This is a genomic window from Frondihabitans sp. OV104, assembly GCF_057787745.1.
The window spans coordinates 135,183-151,794 of the sequence record NZ_CM173541.1 but is presented as its reverse complement, the minus strand read 5'-3'; the positions used below and the strand labels follow the sequence as shown (position 1 = coordinate 151,794).

Below are 16,612 nucleotides of genomic sequence, written 5' to 3'. Positions count from 1 at the left end.
TCGACGGTCACAGCATGCACGAGACGCAGCCGTCGACCTCGGTGCCCTCGAGCGCCATCTGACGGAGACGGATGTAGTAGATCGTCTTGATTCCCTTGCGCCATGCGTAGATCTGGGCCTTGTTGATGTCGCGGGTGGTCGCCGTGTCTTTGAAGAACAGCGTGAGCGAGAGGCCCTGGTCGACGTGCTGCGTGGCCGCGGCATAGGTGTCGATGATCTTCTCGGGGCCGATCTCGTACGCGTCGGTGTAGTAGTCGAGGTTGTCGTTGGTCATGAAGGGCGCGGGGTAGTACACGCGGCCCAGCTTGCCCTCCTTGCGGATCTCGATCTTCGACGCGATCGGGTGGATCGACGAGGTGGAGTGGTTGATGTACGAGATCGAACCGGTCGGCGGGACGGCCTGGAGGTTCTGGTTGTAGATGCCGTGCTCCATGACGCTGGCCTTGAGCGCGCGCCAGTCGTCCTGCGTCGGGATCTCCACGTTCGCGTCGGCGAACAGCTTCGCAGCGCGCTCGGTCGACGGGATCCACTCGGACTCGGTGTACTTATCGAAGAACTCGCCCGACGCGTACTTCGAGTCGTCGAAGCCGCCGAACTTCACCTTGCGCTCGATCGCGATCTTGTTCGAGGCGCGCAGCGCGTGGAACAGCACCGTGTAGAAGTAGATGTTCGTGAAGTCGATGGCCTCTTCGGTGCCGTAGTGCACGCGCTCACGGGCCAGGTAGCCGTGGAGGTTCATCTGGCCGAGACCGATGGCGTGCGAGGAGTCGTTGCCGACCTCGATGGAGCGGACCGAAGTGATGTGGCTCATGTCGCTGACGGCGCTGAGCCCGCGGATGGCGGTCTCGACGGTGCGGCCGAAGTTGTCGCTGTCCATCGAGAGGGCGATGTTCATCGACCCGAGGTTGCAGGAGATGTCCTTGCCGATCTCGTCGTACGAGAGGTCTTCGTTGAAGGTGGTCGGCGTGTTGACCTGCAGGATCTCGGAGCAGAGGTTCGACATGTTGATCCGGCCTTTGATCGGGTTGGCCTTGTTCACCGTGTCCTCGAACACGATGTAGGGGTAGCCCGACTCGAACTGGATCTCGGCGATGGTCTGGAAGAACTCGCGAGCGTTGATCTTCGTCTTCTTGATGCGAGCGTCGTCGACCATCTCGCGGTACTTGTCGGTGATCGAGATGTCGCCGAAGGGGACGCCGTAGACGCGCTCCACGTCGTAGGGCGAGAACAGGTACATGTCCTCGTCCTTCTTCGCGAGCTCGAACGTGATGTCGGGCACGACGACACCGAGTGACAGCGTCTTGATGCGGATCTTCTCGTCGGCGTTCTCACGCTTCGTGTCGAGGAATCGCAGGATGTCGGGGTGGTGCGCCGACAGGTAGACCGCGCCGGCGCCCTGGCGTGCGCCCAGCTGGTTCGCGTAGCTGAAGCTGTCTTCGAGAAGCTTCATGACGGGGATGATGCCCGAGGACTGGTTCTCGATCTGCTTGATCGGCGCGCCGGCCTCGCGGATGTTCGAGAGCGACAGGGCGACGCCGCCGCCGCGCTTCGACAGCTGGAGCGACGAGTTGATGCCGCGCGAGATCGACTCCATGTTGTCTTCGATGCGCAGGAGGAAGCAGCTGACGAGCTCGCCGCGCTGGGCCTTGGCCGTGTTGAGGAAGGTCGGCGTGGCCGGCTGGAAGCGGCCGGCGATGATCTCCTCGACGAGGTCGATCGCGAGCTGTTCGTCGCCCTGGGCGAGACCGAGGGCGGTCATGACGACGCGGTCCTCGAACCGCTCGAGGTAGCGCTTTCCGTCGAAGGTCTTGAGCGTGTAGGAGGTGTAGTACTTGAACGCGCCGAGGAACGTCTGGAAGCGGAACTTCTTCGAGTACGCGAGGTCGTTGAGCTTCTCGATGAACTCGAACGAGTACATGTCGATCGTCGCCTGCTCGTAGTAGTCGTTCTCGACCAGGTAGTCGAGACGCTCCTTGAGGTTGTGGAAGAAGACCGTGTTCTGGTTGACGTGCTGCAGGAAGTACTGCTTGGCCGCCTCGCGATCCCTGTCGAACTGGATCTCGCCGTTGCTCCCGTAGAGGTTGAGCATGGCGTTCAGCGCGTGGTAGTCCATACCCGCGTTTGGCCCCGCGATTACCTCGAGGTCATCGACTGCTGCGTCCAAAATTGGTCCAATCCTTCTTGTACTGCTCGTACGTCGTCCGGGGTGCCGAAGACCTCGGCACGGTAGAGGAGGGGCACTCCGCACTTGGCGCTGACGATCTCGCCGGCCAGGCAGTAGCCCTCTCCGAAGTTGGTGTTGCCCGTCGCTATGACTCCGCGGATGAGGTCTCTGTTGACCTCGTCGTTCAGAAAGCGGATGACCTGCTTGGGGACGGCGCCTCGCCCTTCGCCTCCGCCGTAGGTGGGGAGGACGAGGACGAAGGGGTCACGGGCGTGGAGCGGCTCGTCGGTCGGGAAGAGCGGGATCCGCTCGGCCGGGAGGCCCAGCTTCTCGACGAAGCGCGCAGTGTTGCCCGACACGCTCGAGAAGTAGATGAGGTGAGTCACGACACTCCTCCTCGGGGTGGTTTCAGAACTACGCGATGGCGGCTGCGAGGCCGGCGATCTTGTCGGGGCGGAAGCCGCTCCAGTGGTCTTCGTCGGTGACGACGACGGGAGCCTGCAGGTAGCCCAGGGCCTTGACCGTCTCGAGGGCCTTGTCGTCGACGGAGACGTCGAAGACCTCGTACTCGATGCCCTTGTTGTCGAGAGCGCGGTAGGTGGCCGTGCACTGGACGCAGGACGGCTTCGTGTAGACGGTGATGGCCATGTTCTCCCCTAGAAAAACGACGGTTCGCGGACCCGCGAATGCCTGCAAGGGCTTCTGCGGGGTGTGGTTGGTGCTGCGGATCGATACTACATCTAGGGGCCGACATTGGAAGGCACCACTAGATCCGGTGTTACACGGCTGTAATTACGATCGCCGGATTATCCACAGGGGGTTGTGCACAGTTGGGAGCGCTTATCCCCGGAAAATCGGCTTTCTCCACAGCCTCCTCCCCACCCCCGACACTCGAAACTGTGGATAACTCGTCGCGCCCCCATTTCGGGGGTGCGGCGTGTCGCGTGAATCGCCCCTCCGACCTTCTCGGGCATCGGCTCGAGCCGTGAGATCCGTCAACGCCTCGACACCGGACCAGGAGGCATCTAGGATGCATATACGGGTCGGTGACAAGAACGCCACGGGTGTTCTTCCCTTCGGGATAGCCGACCTTTTACCTGCCCGGAATCGACTGCCCGAGATCACCGGACCTGCTTGGCGAAGGCGAGCAAGGACACGTCGGCTGCCCAAGGAAAATGGCGGAACTCCTGCCGCGGAAGAACGACCTGCTCGAGGTGATGGCAATCCTTTCCTTGGACGACGCTCCGCTGGATAGCCCACAGCGCGTAGTCAGCCATCTGCAAGCCCGCTGACGAGGAGCTCCGCCAGATATGCGGTCGCATATCCCGCTTGTCGGCGAACTGCGCGCACACATCCGCGAGGGCATTCCATACCGCTTCCTGCCTGGCCCCCATGTCAATGTGGGCTGCGACCACATGCACCGTGTCGCCCGGTGCAGACAAACGGGGAACCGCGGCCTTGAGGTGCACGTAGAGCGTGTATTTATAGAGCCAGATCTTGGGACGTTCGCGCACCCGAGGGAATGCATTCGACTTGGCCATGAACGTCGACGCGAATCGGACATCGGTGCGACCCAGACCTCAAAGAAGGCCTGCCTGGTGCCGGGAGAATCGTTGTAGGCGTGAAAGCCGGCCGTAAGTGCTTCTCGGGACGCTCGCGCCAGGACAGACTCTTCAAGGAATTGTGCTTGAGACCCTCGAATCGAGGCGCTGCCGAACGCGAAGTACGGCGACTTCGATTTGGTCGGCTCGAAATCCACCGTTCCCGACTCATCGAGATAGATCCAGATCTCAGACACAACTAAGCATTCTGTGCATCAGATCAACATATCAAGGACCAAGGTGAGTCTCGCAGAGCGTGGCCCCCCTTCCGTAGACTGGTCACCTCGTGGGCGCCTATTCCAATCTTCTGAAGACGCCGGGGGTCGCGCGGATCATCGCCGCGCAGCTGACCGCCCGGTTCCCGTTCGGCATGCTCTCGCTCGCCTTCCTGCTCCACGTCGAGCACGTGACGCACTCGTACGGCGCCGCGGGGATCGTCCTCGCCGCCACGAGCGTGGGCCAGGCGATCTCGGGTCCGCTCACCAGCCGGTGGATGGGCATCTGGGGCATGCGCCCGGTGCTGCTGCTCACGCTGGCCGTCTGCTTCGCGAGCCTCATCGTCTTCGCGCTCGCCCCGCTGACACTCCCCCTGTACATGGTGGTCGGCTTCGTGGCGGGCCTGAGCGTGCCCCCGGTCCAGCCGGCCGTGCGCACGATCTACCCGAAGATGGTCAACTCGAAGCAGCTGACGCCGCTCTTCTCGCTCGACGCCTCCGCGCAGGAGATCATCTGGGTCGCCGGCCCCGTCATCACCACCTTCGTCGGCACGCAGATCGGCACGACCTACGCGATCCTGACCGCGGCCGCCTTCCTCATCGGCGGCGGCATCTGGTTCATCGCCTCGCCCGAGGTCGGCCAGGTGCGGATCCCGAAGAGCAAGCGCTCGTTCGGCAAGGTGCTGGCCCGACCGACGGTGCTTCTGTCGACGATCACCGGCTTCCTCCTGATCGGCACCTGCGCCGCCGTCGAGGCCGGCGTCATCTCGGCGTTCGGCGACGGCAGCCCGAACTCCGGCTTCGTGCTCGCCGTCTTCGCGATCGGCTCGCTCGCCGGCGGCCTCCTGCTCGGCCATCTCCCGGTCGGTCCGTGGTCGCTGCCGATCCGCATGGTGATCGTGTTCGCGGGCATCGCGCTCACGATCTTCATACCGACGTCGTTCGTCTGGCTGTGCGTGACCCTGCTCATCGCCGGCGTCGGCATCGCGCCCGCCCTGGCCGTGATGTTCGCGATCATCTCGTCGAGCGTGCGCTTCAGCGACACGGCCGAGGCCTACGGCTGGGCCGGTACCGGCCAGCTCATCGGAGCGGCGATCGGCTCCGCCATCGCCGGCGCCCTGATCGACCAGACGGGCACCGTCGGCGGGCTCTACGTCGCTGCGGGCTTCGCGCTGCTGGGCGTCCTCGTGCCCACGCTCTTCCAGCGCGTGCTGCCCGACCTCCGCGGCACGGATGCCGGGCCCCTCGCCGACACGGAGCCGGTGCCGATCCAGGCGAGCTGACGTCGCGTCGGCGATAATCGACACATGGCGAACGACGTGGTCCCTCGGATCCGACTCAACGACGGCAACTCGATCCCGCAGCTCGGGCTGGGGGTCTACAAGGTCGACGACGACACCGCCGAGCGGACGGTCGCCACGGCCCTCGACGCCGGCTACCGCCACCTCGACACGGCCGAGTACTACGCGAACGAAGCCGGCGTGGGCCGCGCCCTGGCAGCCTCGGGCCTCCCTCGCGACGACGTCTACGTCACCACCAAGGTGTGGAACGACCAGCAGGGCTTCGACTCGACCCTCCACTCGTTCGACCGTAGCCTCGAGAAGCTCGGCGTCGACTTCGTCGACCTCTACCTGATCCACTGGCCGGCACCACGTCAGGACCTGTACGTCGAGACGTACCGCGCCCTCGAGCGCATCCGCGAGGAGGGACGAGCCCGCTCGATCGGCGTCTCGAACTTCCAGGTGCATCACCTCGAGCGCCTCCTCGGCGAGACCGACGTCGTGCCCGTGCTGAACCAGATCGAGGTGCAGCCGTGGCTGCAGCAGACCGAGCTTCGGGCCTTCGGTGACGCCCGCCACATCGCGACGGAGGCGTGGTCGCCGCTGGCGCGCGGGCGGATCCTCGACGAGCCCCTCCTCACCGGCCTCGCCGAGAAGCACGGCGTCTCGACCGCTCAGCTCGTGGTCCGCTGGCACCTCCAGTCGGGGCTCGTGGTGATACCGAAGTCGGTGACGCCGTCGCGCATCGCCGAGAATCTCGACGTGTTCGGGTTCGAGCTCTCCGACGACGAGATGGCGACGATCGCGGGTCTCGACTCGGGCGAGCGCGTCGGGTCGCACCCGGACGAGGTGGGCTAGCCGGTCGACGGCGCTGCCCTCTGATCGGAGCATCGGCTCGAGCCCGGTACCGTTGTGGGGCACCCCGAGAGCTAGGAGCACCATGACGATCAGAGCCGCCGCAGACGGATCCGCCCTCGGCAACCCCGGGCCCGCCGGCTGGGCCTGGTACGTCGACGACGAGCGCTGGGCGGCCGGCGGCTGGCCGCGCAACACCAACAACGTGGGCGAGCTCACGGCCGTGCTGGAGCTGCTGCGGGCGACGGCCGATGAAGACGACGACCTGCTGATCCTGTGCGACAGCCAGTACGCCATCAAGGCGTGCACCGAGTGGCTCACCGGCTGGAAGCGCAAAGGCTGGCGCAAGGCCGACGGCAAGCCGGTGATGAACGTCGAGATCATCAAGGAGCTCGACGAGGCTCTGCAGGGTCGACGGGTGAAGTTCGAGTGGGTGCGCGGGCACGTGGGCCACGTCATGAACGAGGCCGCCGACATCCGGGCACGGACGGCCGCCGAGGCGTTCCAGCGCAAGACCGCCGTGCCGCACGGACCCGGCTGGCCCGACAAGCCCGTGACGACGGTCAGCGACGCTGCCGCCGTCGACCCGGCGCCGCCCGCGACGCTCTTCTAGGCGCCGACCGGCCCGACGGCCGTGACCCGCAGCACCGCCTGGCCCTGCTCGTTCGACTCCGCCAGGTCGACGGTGCCCGAGATGCCCCAGTCGTGGTCGCCCTCGGGGTCGTCGAGGATCTGCCGCACGGTCCATGCGGTCGCGCCCTCGTCGATGACCAGGAGGGACGCGCCTCGAGCGGCCGGGCCTGTTCCGATCGTGTCGTACTCGTCGTAGTAGCGGTCGAGGGCCGCGCCCCACGCGTCGGCGTCGAAGCCGGCGGCAGCGTCGAGCTCGCCCAGTGCATCGGCGTCGTCGCGGGCCGCGAGCTGCACGCGACGGAACAGCTCGTTGCGCACGAGCACTGTGAAGGCCCGGTGGTTGGCCGTGAGCGTGCGGAGGGTGGGCGGCACGATGGCGTCGTGCGAGGCGACCTCGGTCGGATTGACCATCTCCTCCCACTCGTCGAGCAGCGACGAGTCGACCTGCCGCACCAGCTCGCCGAGCCACTCGATGATGTCGAGCAGCTCGTCGGTCTTGGCCTCGTTCGGGATCGTCTGGCGCAGCGCCCGGTAGGCGTCGGAGAGATAGCGCAGGACGAGCCCCTCCGAGCGCGCCAGCCCGTAGAAGTTCACGTAGTCGCCGAATGTCATGGCGCGCTCGAACAGATCGCGAACGACGGCCTTGGGCGACAGCTCGAAGTCGCCGATCCACGGCTGCGAAGCCTTGTACGTCTCGAACAGGGCGCCGAGCAGCTCGTCGAGCGGCTTTGGCCAGGTGACCTCCTCGAGCAGCTCCATGCGCTCCTCGTACTCGATGCCCTCCTGCTTCATCGCGGCGACCGCCTCGCCCCGCGCCTTGAACTGCTGCTGCGACAGGATCGGCCGCGGGTCGTCGAGGGTGGACTCGACGACGGACACCATGTCGAGCGCGTAGGTGTCGGACTCGGGGTCGAGCACCTCGAAGGCGGCGAGCGCGAACGGAGACAGCGGCTGGTTGAGGGCGAAGTTGGGCTGCAGGTCGACGGTGAGGCGGATGGTGGGGCTGCCCGTTCCTGCGGGATCGGGGATCTGCTCGACCACCCCCGACTCGCGGAGGCTGCGGTACAGCGAGATGGCCTGCCGGGCCAGCGCGTACTTCTGAGTGCGCGTCGAGTGGTTCTCGAACACGAGCGAGCGCACGTTGGCGAAGACGTCGCCGCCGCGCGCGATCACGTTCAGCATCATCGCGTGCGTGATCTGCATGCTCGACGACAGGGGCTCCGGCTCGGCCTCGACGAGCTTGAAGAACGACGGCTCGCCCCACGAGACGAAGCCCTCGGGCGCCTTCTTGCGCACGATCTTGCGCTTCTTCTTGGCGTCGTCGCCGGCCTTCTTGATCTGCTGCAGGTTGTCGATCTCGTGCTCGGGAGCCTGCAGGGTGACAGTGCCGGCCGTGTCGTAGCCCGCACGCCCCGCGCGACCGGCGACCTGGTGGAACTCCCGCGCGCTCAGCTGGCGCATGCGCGTGCCGTCGAACTTGGTGAGCGCCGTGAGCAGCACGGTGCGGATCGGCACGTTGATGCCCACGCCGAGCGTGTCGGTGCCGCAGATCACCCGCAGGAGCCCGCGCTGGGCGAGCTGCTCGACGAGGCGGCGGTACTTCGGGAGCATGCCCGCGTGGTGGACGCCGATCCCTGCCCGCACCAGGCGGTTAAGGGTCTTGCCGAAGCTGGTCGAGAAGCGGAACCCCGCGATCAGCTCGGCGATCTCGTCGCGCTGCTCGCGCGTGGCGACCTTGATGCTCGACAGCGCCTGCGCCCGTTCGAGCGCTGCGGCCTGCGAGAAGTGCACGACGTAGATCGGGGCCTCGCCGGTCGACAGCAGCTCCTCGACCGTCTCGTGCACCGGGGTGGTCGCGTAGAAGTAGTGCAGCGGCACCGGTCGCTCGACCCCGGTGACCAGGGCGACCGGCCGACCCGTCCGTCGGCCGAGGTCGTCGCTGATGGCCTCGACGTTGCCCAACGTGGCCGACATGAGCAGGAACTGGACCTCCGGCAGCAGAAGCAGCGGGACCTGCCACGCCCACCCGCGGCTCGGGTCGGCGTAGAAGTGGAACTCGTCCATGACGACCTGCCCCACCTCGGCGGCCGGGCCGTGGCGCAGAGCCAGGTTGGCGAGGATCTCGGCCGTGCAGCAGATGATCGGGGCGTCGGAGTTGACCGACGAGTCGCCGGTGACCATGCCGACGTTCTCCGGGCCGAAGAGGTCGACGAGCTGAAAGAACTTCTCGCTCACCAGGGCCTTGATCGGTGCCGTGTAGTAGCTGCGCTTGCCCGTGGCCAGGGCGACGAAGTGCGCGCCGGCCGCGACGAGCGACTTGCCGGTTCCGGTCGGGGTCGAGAGGATCACCGAGGCGCCCGACACGAGCTCGATCATGGCCTCGTCTTGGGCGGGGTAGAGGGGGCGGCCCGACGACTCGGCCCAGGTGGCGAAGTCCATGTAGACGGTGTCGGCGTCGAACTCGCCGTCGCCCTTGGTGTCGTTCGGCCCGTAGTACTGGGACAGCAGCGCGGCAAGGGGGTACGTCGGCATGATCCCCCTATCCTCGCAGGCCTACTCGGAGCGCGCGGCGCCAGCCGCCTCTTCAGCACGAGAGATCCCTCGGTCGGACGGTGCCGAGGGCACGGATCTCACGAGCGGCAGCGTCGGCGGCCGACCCCGCGGCAAAGCCGCCGAGGCAATACAGAGGGATGCGCCCCCTGCTCGACGAAACAAGTTTCGGAACGGAGGGCGCATCGCACGCCCCTGGTGATGCCATGCGAGCGGAATCGGATCAGGTGACTGCCGCGCACATGGAGCCAGATGGTGGACGTGTTGCCTCGGTAACCAGCCGAGAGCTTTATCAACCTATATGCCAACGCATGCGAAGTGCGGGTGAAAACCGGGTGATAGACAACTCGGTCCACGGGCATAACTGCCTACGCGGGGTACGTAATTCGTCATTCGGGGCACAGGATCGATCTTCTCGTGCTCTACCCGGTGGTCGTCGAACCACGGGAGCACGCCTCCGCTACGGTGAAGACGATGCCGCGGTACCCACCGCACTCCCCCACCGAGCTCGAAGGACCGACAATGCCGTCACCCGAAAACCCCGTCCGCGTCGCCGTCACCGGAGGCTCCGGCAAGCTCGGCCGCGCTGTCGTGCGCGACCTCGCCGAGCACGGCTACGACGTCGTCCTGCTCGATCGCATCCCGTCGCCCGAGCCGGTCCCCGGCGTGCAGTTCACTCGGGTCGACCTGACCGACTTCGGCCAGGTGCTGCAGTCGCTCACCGCGATCGACGACCGGTACGACCACGTCGACGCCGTCGTGCACCTGGGGGCGATCCCCGCGCCGGGGCAGGTGCCGAACGCCGCGCTGTTCACCAACAACGTGACCTCGTCGTACAACGTGTTCGCCGCAGCCAAGGCCGCGGGTATCCGCAATGTCGTCTGGGCGTCGAGCGAGACCCTGCTGGGGCTGCCGTTCGAGGTCGACCCGCCGTACATCCCCGTCGACGAGAAGTACGCCGTTCGCCCCGAGTCGTCGTACTCGCTCGGCAAGGCCGTCGACGAGGAGATGGCCCGACACTTCACCCGCTGGGACCCTCAGCTCAAGATGTTCGGCCTCCGCTTCTCGAACGTGATGGACGACGGCGACTACGGCGCGTTCCCGTTCGACGACGACGCCGCGTCGCGGTCGTTCAACCTCTGGTCGTACATCGACGCCCGCGATGGCGCGCTGGCCGTCCGTCTCGCCCTGGAGTCCGACCTGACCGGGTTCGAGGCCTTCGTCATCGCCGCGTCGGACACCGTGATGACGACGGACACCGCCGTGCTGGCCGAGGAGTTCCTCCCCCACGTCGAGCGCCGCGCGTCGATCGAGGGCACCATGCCGCTGCTGTCGAGCGACAAGGCCCGCGACCTGCTCGGCTTCGTGCCGCAGTTCTCCTGGCGCGGCTGGGGGGAGCGGGTCGGCCGCTAGGCCGCCCCGCCCTGAGGCGCGTCACAACCGCAGCATGCCCGTCGCGACGAGCTCGCGCACCTGAGGCAGGAGCTCGGCCCGCAGGTCGGCCTCGGGTGCGTCGAGCAGCTGCGCCAACGCACCCACGATGGCCCCGACGCTCAGGTCGCCGTCGCAGGCGCCGACGAGCGCGCTGAGCGCCGTGCCCGAGTCGACCGAGCGCGCGAACCCGCCGCCCTGCTTGAGGGTGATCACCGTCGGGTCGTCGTTGCCCGGCCAGTAGTGGCGCTCCTCGGTGACGTCGCCGGCGACGCGCAGTGCCGCGGCTGCCAGGGCGTCGTCGGGGAGGTCGCGGAGGGCGTCCTGGGCGGCCAGACACTCCAGGATGTGCGGCGCGAGGCCGGCGGCGACGGGGGCGAGGAGCCGTTCGATGCGCGGTGGGGCGGCGGCGTGGAGTTCCTGCGGTCGTCTGAGGGTGATGTAGCCGAACCCGATCTCGCTGACGCCCCGCTCGTCGAAGTCGTCGAGCCATGCGCCGTAGAGCCGCTCGAAGTCGGGCGTACCCGGACGCGTGCCGCCGTCGCGGATCCACGTCTCGGCATACGCCGCAGGGTCTTGAGTCTCTCGCTCGACCGCCCAGACGTCGACGGGCACGCCGCCCTGCTCCGCCCAGTCGGCCACCGAGTACGCACCCCGCTTCGCCCCCTGCCCCGTCTCCCAGTTGCCCAGGAACTGGCCCACCCCGCCCGGCGTCAGGTGGCGCCCCGCCTCGGCCACCACGCGCGCCACGAGGGCGTCGCCGACCATGCCGCCGTCGCGGTACTCGTAGGCGGGCACGCCCTCGGTGCGCGGCGTGATGACGAACGGGGGGTTCGACACGATGTGGTCGAACGTCTCGCCGGCGACCGGCTCGAACAGGCTGCCGAGGCGGAACTCGATCCCGTCGACCAGGTTGAGCTCGGCGTTGAAGGCCGCGAAGTCGAGGGCACGCTGCGAGATGTCGGTGGCGACCACGTGACGGGCGTGGCGGGCCGAGTGCAGCGCCTGGATGCCGCAGCCGGTGCCGAGGTCGAGGGCCCGGTCGACCGGGCGCGGGATCATGAGCGAGCTCAGGGTGGCCGAGGCGCCGCCGATGCCCAGCACGTGGTCTTCGCGCAGGGGCCCCTGCAGGGCGAGCTCGCCGAGGTCGGAGGCGATCCACCAGTTGGCCTCGCCTGCGGAGTCGGTGAACGAGTAGGGCCGGAGGTCGACCAGTGCGCGAACCCGACGGTCGTCGTCGGCGGCGACGAGGCCGAGCTCGGTGGCTCCTGCCAGCCCCAGCTCGGGGAGGGCTGCCGCCACGTCGGCGGCGGGCTGCGGGTACCCGAGAACGAAGAGCAGGGCCAGCGTGTCGGATCGGCGCTCGGCCTCCGACGCGGGCGTGCGGCTCGCGAGGGCCCGGCGGGCAGCCACGCGCTCGCCCCGGAACAGCGCCGCGCCGCCCGACGCACCCCAGGCTCCGGCGCCGCTCAGGCGGGCGACGGTGAAGAGCGACGAGCCGAGGTCGGATCGGAGGCGGGCGAGCAGGGCAGGGCGCGAAGCGGGAGGCACGCGACCATCCTGCCGCACGGCGGGCCGGGGCCCGGGCTTTCGTCTGGAGCCGCTTTCCCTGGGCGTGAATTCACGCCCAGGGAAAGTCTCTCCAGACCACTTCACCGTCCGGCGACTTCACGTGTGGTCGAGGTCATGCGCGACCGCTTCAGGCTCGCGTGGAGTCACGCCGAGCGAGGTCACTCAGACGGCACCAGGCGACCCCGGAGGAACGGCAGCAGCGGCGCCCGATACCGCAGCGGCCGGCCGTCGACGGCGATCTCGGCGGCGCCGAACCGCCACACCCGGTTGAAGAGGTAGACGCCCACGATGGCCCCGGACTCCACCTGCCACGTACCGGTGCCCCACTGCGCAGGATGCCCCCGCCCGCCGACGACCACGGTCGGCTTCGGGAACCAGCCCACGGGCGGCTTGGTCAAGGTGAGCTCGATGCGAGCGGCGTCTGCGGCGGTCACCGGCTCAGGCTACCGGCCACGCGATCGGTCGACCGCACCGGGATCAGGTGACCGGCGCGCCGACCTTCGCGACGAACTCGTGCACGACGGACGTGAAGCGCTCGGGGATGTCGTCGGCGACGTCGATGCCCTCGTCGCCGAAGCCGTACAGCTCGACGCTGGGCGGCGCGACCTCGAACGCCGAGCGGGTGTCGGCGTCGAGCATCTCGCGGTCGCCGGTGAGGAAGAGCACCCGCACGGTCACGGCGTCGAGGAGGGCGCGGTGGTCGGCACGGCCGACGGCGTTGTGCCCGTCGGGGCGGTGGTGCCCGGCGACGACGTACTCCATCAGCGAGCGGGCCATGACCCAGCCGTCATTACCCGGCGTCGCCCACCTCTTGCGGCGGTGCCACCAGTCGGCGACATCGTCGACGTAGGTGTCGTCGAAGACCGGCGGCGGCTCGCTCGCGAGGAGGGCGGCGTGCTCCGGGTCGACCATGGCGTAGCCCCAGACGGCGACGGCCGAGACCCGCGACGGGTCGGCGACCGACATGGCGACGCCGACCGACGAGCCGGTGTGGTGTCCGACGATCGCGACCCGGACGACGCCGAGCTGGTCGAGGGCGGCGAAGAGGGCGGCGGCGTAGTCCTCGAGCTCCGGGGCCGTCGGCATCGGATCGGACATCCCGTACCCGGGCAGGTCGACGGCGATGACTCGGTAGCCGCGATCTGCGAACCGCGGGATCACCGCCTCCCACATCTGCGACGAGCTCGGCACCTGGTGGATCAGCAGCAGGGCGGGGCCGTCATCCGGGCCGGAGAGCCGGACGTGAAGCTGCCCGTGCTCGAGGTCGACGTAGTGCTTCGTGACCGTCGGTGTCGTCATGTCTTCGACGCTAAGCCCGGCGCATTTCGCCCCGGCTCGTCGAACGTTGCCGCTTCGTTACGCCGGCGCCCAGACGAGCACCGACGCCTAGGAGAAGCACGTCCAGGACCACCACGCAAAATGGCCCTCCCGAGAGGGAGAGCCATTTGCATCGTGGAGCCTAGGGGATTCGAACCCCTGACCTTCTCATTGCGAACGAGACGCGCTACCAACTGCGCCAAGGCCCCCAACTGCTTTTCAACGATATCAGACCGTCGGGATCGCTCGTGACACCACGGGCTGTCGTCGTCAGACGGCGCGGCGGCGGCGAAGCACCTCATCGAGCCGGAGCTCTTCGAGAGCCTCCTCGTCGACGTAGCCCATGCGGGCGAAGGGGCTCGAGGGGGCGGGCGGCTCCACGGGCGCGGGGGCCGGCGCAGGGGCGGCCCGGACGACGGGAGCGGCAGGCGCAGCGGGCTCGCGGTGGCTCTGCAGGGCCGCCTCGGCCCGGGCGACCTCGCGGAGCGCCTCGCGCTGGGCCTCGAGGCGCGCGGCCTCCTGGCCCTGGCGGACCTGCTCGGCGGCGGCCTCGCGAAGGGCCTCGGCATCGGCGGACGTCGTCGGCGACCCGGCGACGGCGGAGGAGCGTGCCAGCGCGCGACCGGCGCCACGGCGCATGTACAGCGGGCGCGGAAGCGGCACGGGCGTCCACTCGCGTTCAGCCGCGATCGGCGACTCGGCGGCGGGAGCCTCGACGGTCTGCCGTGGCGCGAAGTCCTGGAAGGGCTGGGCGACGGGAACCGCGTCGCTGACCCCCGGGGCGGCGATCGTCCGGCGGGCGCGGGCCCGCGAGACCTGGGCGAGCTGGCCGAGGACGAGGAGGGAGCCGGCGGTGGCCAGAGTTCCTGCGACCATCAGCGGCCACGCCGAGGCGATCTGCACCGCACCCGCGACGACGGCTACGAGGCCGAGCACGAGCAGGAGGGTGGTGGCGAGACGGGTGCGCCGGAGCCGACGCGCGGCCAGGGCGGGGTCGCTGTCGGCGGCGCGCAGGGCAGGACCGGTGGCGGCGAGCTCGCGGGTGATGGCCCGCTGCCGGGCGGCCTCGTGAGCACGGCGGATAGCCTCGCGCTTGGCCTCCTCGGTGCGGAGGATGCGCTGGGCCGTGGCGACGGACTTCGCGTTGGCCTCGACCTGGAACTCCTCGGGCACCTCGGCGGTCTGCGCGAGGATGCGGAGCGTCTGCTGGAGGCGGATCGCGTTGCGCTCGGTCGCGAGGTACTGCTGACGACGGGCCCATGACGGGATCAGGTAGACGAGCCAGAGCACGGCGACCAGCCCGAGGACGATGCCTCCACCCCATGACCCGATTCCCATGTGGGACAGGGTAGGAGCCACTCGCCTCCGACCCGCGGCTATCGCGGGGTGTGTTGGCTTTCTTCGAGCGCGGACGGCGGGACGCTGCCCTGGCCGGGCGGCACACGGCCTTCGTGCCAGCGGCGCAGGACGCCCTCGGGCACCTCCTCGGCCACGAGCGCGAAGCAGAAGTGGTCGCGCCAGTCGCCGTTGATGTGGATGTAGCGGCGACGGAGGCCCTCGTACCGGAACCCGAGCTTCTCGACGACTCGGAGGCTGGGGTGGTTCTCAGGCCGGATGCAGATCTCCATGCGGTGGAGACCCAGGCGCTGGAAGCAGTGGTCGGTCGCGAGGGCGACGGCCGTCGGGGTCGCATCGTTGCCGGCGGCCTGCTGGGTGACCCAGTAGCCGATGGTGGCCGAGGCGAGAGACCCGTAGGTGATCCCCGAGACGTTCAGCTGCCCGACGAACTGCTGGTCGAGCTCGATCGCGAACGGGAGGCCGAGCCCCGCGCGCGCATTGGTCTGCAGCGAGCGGATGCTCGATCTCACGTCGATCGTGGTGAAGCCGTGGGGGTTGGTGGCCTCCCACTGCCGGAGCCAGGAGCGGTTGGCCGCGAGGGCACGATCGAGATCGCGCGTGTCACGCAGCCGCAGGGGTCGGATGCCGACCCGCCCCGACACCAGCGTGGGGATGGTGGTCACTTGTGATTGCCAACTTCAGGAAGGGTGGACGGCCCTGCGATCGCGCAGGGCCGCTACGGCTACTTCTCCAGGCCCGAGGCGAACTCGAGGATCCACGCCTTCAGGTCTTCGCCGAGGTCCTCGCGGTCGCTGGCGAGCTGGATGATCGCCTTGATGTAGTCGAGTTTGTCACCCGTGTCGTATCGGCGTCCACGGAAGACGACTCCGTACACGCCGCCGGTCCACTCGTCGGCCGCCGCCATCTTCTCGAGGGCGTCGGTCAGCTGGATCTCGCCGCCCTTGCCGGGGGCCTGCTTCTCGAGCACGTCGAAGACCTCGGGGCGCAGCACGTAGCGGCCGATGATGGCCAGGTTCGACGGGGCCTCGCCCTGCGGGGGCTTCTCGACGAGTCCGGTGATCTTCACCACGTCGTCCTCGTCGGTCGCCTCGACCGTGGCCACGCCGTAGAGGTGGGTCATGTTGTCGGGGACCTCGAGCAGCGCGACGACGGAGGCGTTCTTCCTGCCCTGCACCTCGATCATGCGGCTGAGGAGCGGGTCGCGGGCGTCGATGATGTCGTCGCCGAGGAGCACGGCGAACGGCTCGCGGCCGACGTGCATGGAGGCGCGGAGCACGGCGTGGCCGAGGCCGAGCGGGTCGCCCTGGCGCACGTAGTGCATGTCGGCGAGGTCGGTGGACTGGTTGACCTTGGCGAGCTTCTCGTGGTCGCCCTTCTTGCGAAGGGTCTCCTCGAGCTCGGACACGTGGTCGAAGTGGTTCTCGAGGGCGTTCTTGTTACGCCCCGTGATCATGAGCACGTCGGTGAGTCCGGCCGCGACGGCCTCCTCGACCACGTACTGGATGGCCGGCTTGTCGACGACCGCGAGCATCTCCTTCGGGATGGCCTTGGTTGCGGGAAGGAATCGTGTTCCCAGCCCTGCTGCGGGAATGACGGCTTTTGAAATGGTGAATCCCATGCCGCTCAGCGTATCTA

15 protein-coding genes and 1 tRNA gene are annotated in these 16,612 nt (G+C 68.2%); 4 read left to right on the top strand and 12 right to left on the bottom strand.

What is annotated here, in order from left to right; translation table 11 throughout:
- Window positions 1–7: 7 nt before the first annotated feature.
- The 4 genes from nrdE to AC3CBB_RS00775 all read right to left on the bottom strand — a co-directional run bounded on the left by nrdE (window position 8) and on the right by AC3CBB_RS00775 (window position 3,705).
- The gene (gene nrdE, locus AC3CBB_RS00790) at window positions 8–2,113 is read right to left on the bottom strand and encodes a class 1b ribonucleoside-diphosphate reductase subunit alpha (RefSeq protein WP_488625614.1); all 2,106 of its coding nucleotides are present in this window, start codon (window positions 2,111–2,113) and stop codon (window positions 8–10) included.
- A 20-nt stretch (window positions 2,114–2,133) separates the two neighbouring features.
- Window positions 2,134–2,550 carry a class Ib ribonucleoside-diphosphate reductase assembly flavoprotein NrdI gene (gene nrdI, locus AC3CBB_RS00785; protein WP_123506348.1) on the bottom strand — a complete coding sequence of 139 codons (417 nt, stop codon included), beginning with the start codon at window positions 2,548–2,550 and terminating at the stop codon, window positions 2,134–2,136.
- Between the two features lie 28 nt (window positions 2,551–2,578).
- On the bottom strand, window positions 2,579–2,812 hold the full coding sequence (gene nrdH, locus AC3CBB_RS00780) for a glutaredoxin-like protein NrdH (RefSeq protein ID WP_123506349.1): 234 nt from the start codon (window positions 2,810–2,812) through the stop codon (window positions 2,579–2,581).
- A gap of 473 nt (window positions 2,813–3,285) precedes the next feature.
- Window positions 3,286–3,705 (bottom strand): DUF3800 domain-containing protein, encoded by a 420-nt coding sequence (locus AC3CBB_RS00775; RefSeq protein WP_488625613.1) that lies wholly within the window; start codon window positions 3,703–3,705, stop codon window positions 3,286–3,288.
- Between the two features lie 346 nt (window positions 3,706–4,051).
- On the opposite strand from AC3CBB_RS00775, the gene AC3CBB_RS00770 reads away from it, so the two are divergent.
- From AC3CBB_RS00770 to AC3CBB_RS00760, 3 genes are all read left to right on the top strand, one after another.
- Window positions 4,052–5,263, top strand: coding sequence for an MFS transporter (locus tag AC3CBB_RS00770; RefSeq protein WP_123506351.1), 1,212 nt, complete (start codon window positions 4,052–4,054; stop codon window positions 5,261–5,263).
- 24 nt (window positions 5,264–5,287) lie between these two features.
- Window positions 5,288–6,118 (top strand): aldo/keto reductase, encoded by an 831-nt coding sequence (locus AC3CBB_RS00765; protein ID WP_488625612.1) that lies wholly within the window; start codon window positions 5,288–5,290, stop codon window positions 6,116–6,118.
- Between the two features lie 82 nt (window positions 6,119–6,200).
- Window positions 6,201–6,728 (top strand): RNase H family protein, encoded by a 528-nt coding sequence (locus tag AC3CBB_RS00760; RefSeq protein WP_488625611.1) that lies wholly within the window; start codon window positions 6,201–6,203, stop codon window positions 6,726–6,728.
- Here AC3CBB_RS00760 and AC3CBB_RS00755 read toward each other — a convergent pair.
- The gene (locus AC3CBB_RS00755) at window positions 6,725–9,187 is read right to left on the bottom strand and encodes a DEAD/DEAH box helicase (protein ID WP_488626767.1); all 2,463 of its coding nucleotides are present in this window, start codon (window positions 9,185–9,187) and stop codon (window positions 6,725–6,727) included. The two genes, AC3CBB_RS00760 and AC3CBB_RS00755, sit on opposite strands and share 4 nt — an antisense overlap.
- Window positions 9,188–9,820: 633 nt before the next feature.
- Here AC3CBB_RS00755 and AC3CBB_RS00750 point away from each other — a divergent pair.
- Window positions 9,821–10,711, top strand: coding sequence for an NAD-dependent epimerase/dehydratase family protein (locus AC3CBB_RS00750; protein ID WP_123506355.1), 891 nt, complete (start codon window positions 9,821–9,823; stop codon window positions 10,709–10,711).
- A gap of 21 nt (window positions 10,712–10,732) precedes the next feature.
- Here the strand turns inward: AC3CBB_RS00750 and AC3CBB_RS00745 are convergent, their stop codons facing one another.
- The 7 genes from AC3CBB_RS00745 to galU form a co-directional block, all read right to left on the bottom strand.
- On the bottom strand, window positions 10,733–12,280 hold the full coding sequence (locus AC3CBB_RS00745) for a DUF7059 domain-containing protein (RefSeq protein WP_488625610.1): 1,548 nt from the start codon (window positions 12,278–12,280) through the stop codon (window positions 10,733–10,735).
- 179 nt (window positions 12,281–12,459) lie between these two features.
- A complete protein-coding gene (locus AC3CBB_RS00740; protein WP_488625609.1) occupies window positions 12,460–12,735 on the bottom strand; it encodes a hypothetical protein in 276 nt (91 codons plus the stop codon).
- Window positions 12,736–12,778: 43 nt separating this feature from the next.
- Window positions 12,779–13,600, bottom strand: coding sequence for an alpha/beta fold hydrolase (locus AC3CBB_RS00735; RefSeq protein ID WP_488625608.1), 822 nt, complete (start codon window positions 13,598–13,600; stop codon window positions 12,779–12,781).
- Between the two features lie 154 nt (window positions 13,601–13,754).
- Window positions 13,755–13,827: transfer RNA gene (locus AC3CBB_RS00730), tRNA-Ala, on the bottom strand.
- A 61-nt stretch (window positions 13,828–13,888) separates the two neighbouring features.
- On the bottom strand, window positions 13,889–14,956 hold the full coding sequence (locus tag AC3CBB_RS00725) for a DUF3040 domain-containing protein (RefSeq protein ID WP_488625607.1): 1,068 nt from the start codon (window positions 14,954–14,956) through the stop codon (window positions 13,889–13,891).
- 38 nt (window positions 14,957–14,994) lie between these two features.
- The gene (locus AC3CBB_RS00720) at window positions 14,995–15,639 is read right to left on the bottom strand and encodes a GNAT family N-acetyltransferase (protein ID WP_233579998.1); all 645 of its coding nucleotides are present in this window, start codon (window positions 15,637–15,639) and stop codon (window positions 14,995–14,997) included.
- Between the two features lie 59 nt (window positions 15,640–15,698).
- Window positions 15,699–16,595 (bottom strand): UTP--glucose-1-phosphate uridylyltransferase GalU, encoded by an 897-nt coding sequence (gene galU / locus AC3CBB_RS00715; protein ID WP_488625606.1) that lies wholly within the window; start codon window positions 16,593–16,595, stop codon window positions 15,699–15,701.
- Window positions 16,596–16,612 lie beyond the last annotated feature (17 nt).

Excerpts from the sequence above, each read along its gene's own strand:
- nrdE (WP_488625614.1), bottom strand. The coding sequence starts at position 2,113 with ATGGACTACCACGCGCTGAACGCCATGCTCAACCTCTACGGGAGCAAC.
- nrdH (WP_123506349.1), bottom strand. The coding sequence starts at position 2,812 with ATGGCCATCACCGTCTACACGAAGCCGTCCTGCGTCCAGTGCACGGCC.
- AC3CBB_RS00775 (WP_488625613.1), bottom strand. The coding sequence starts at position 3,705 with ATGGCCAAGTCGAATGCATTCCCTCGGGTGCGCGAACGTCCCAAGATC.
- AC3CBB_RS00765 (WP_488625612.1), top strand. The coding sequence starts at position 5,288 with ATGGCGAACGACGTGGTCCCTCGGATCCGACTCAACGACGGCAACTCG.
- AC3CBB_RS00760 (WP_488625611.1), top strand. The coding sequence starts at position 6,201 with ATGACGATCAGAGCCGCCGCAGACGGATCCGCCCTCGGCAACCCCGGG.
- AC3CBB_RS00755 (WP_488626767.1), bottom strand. The coding sequence starts at position 9,187 with ATGGACTTCGCCACCTGGGCCGAGTCGTCGGGCCGCCCCCTCTACCCC.
- AC3CBB_RS00750 (WP_123506355.1), top strand. The coding sequence starts at position 9,821 with ATGCCGTCACCCGAAAACCCCGTCCGCGTCGCCGTCACCGGAGGCTCC.
- AC3CBB_RS00735 (WP_488625608.1), bottom strand. The coding sequence starts at position 13,600 with ATGACGACACCGACGGTCACGAAGCACTACGTCGACCTCGAGCACGGG.
- AC3CBB_RS00725 (WP_488625607.1), bottom strand. The coding sequence starts at position 14,956 with ATGGGAATCGGGTCATGGGGTGGAGGCATCGTCCTCGGGCTGGTCGCC.
- galU (WP_488625606.1), bottom strand. The coding sequence starts at position 16,595 with ATGGGATTCACCATTTCAAAAGCCGTCATTCCCGCAGCAGGGCTGGGA.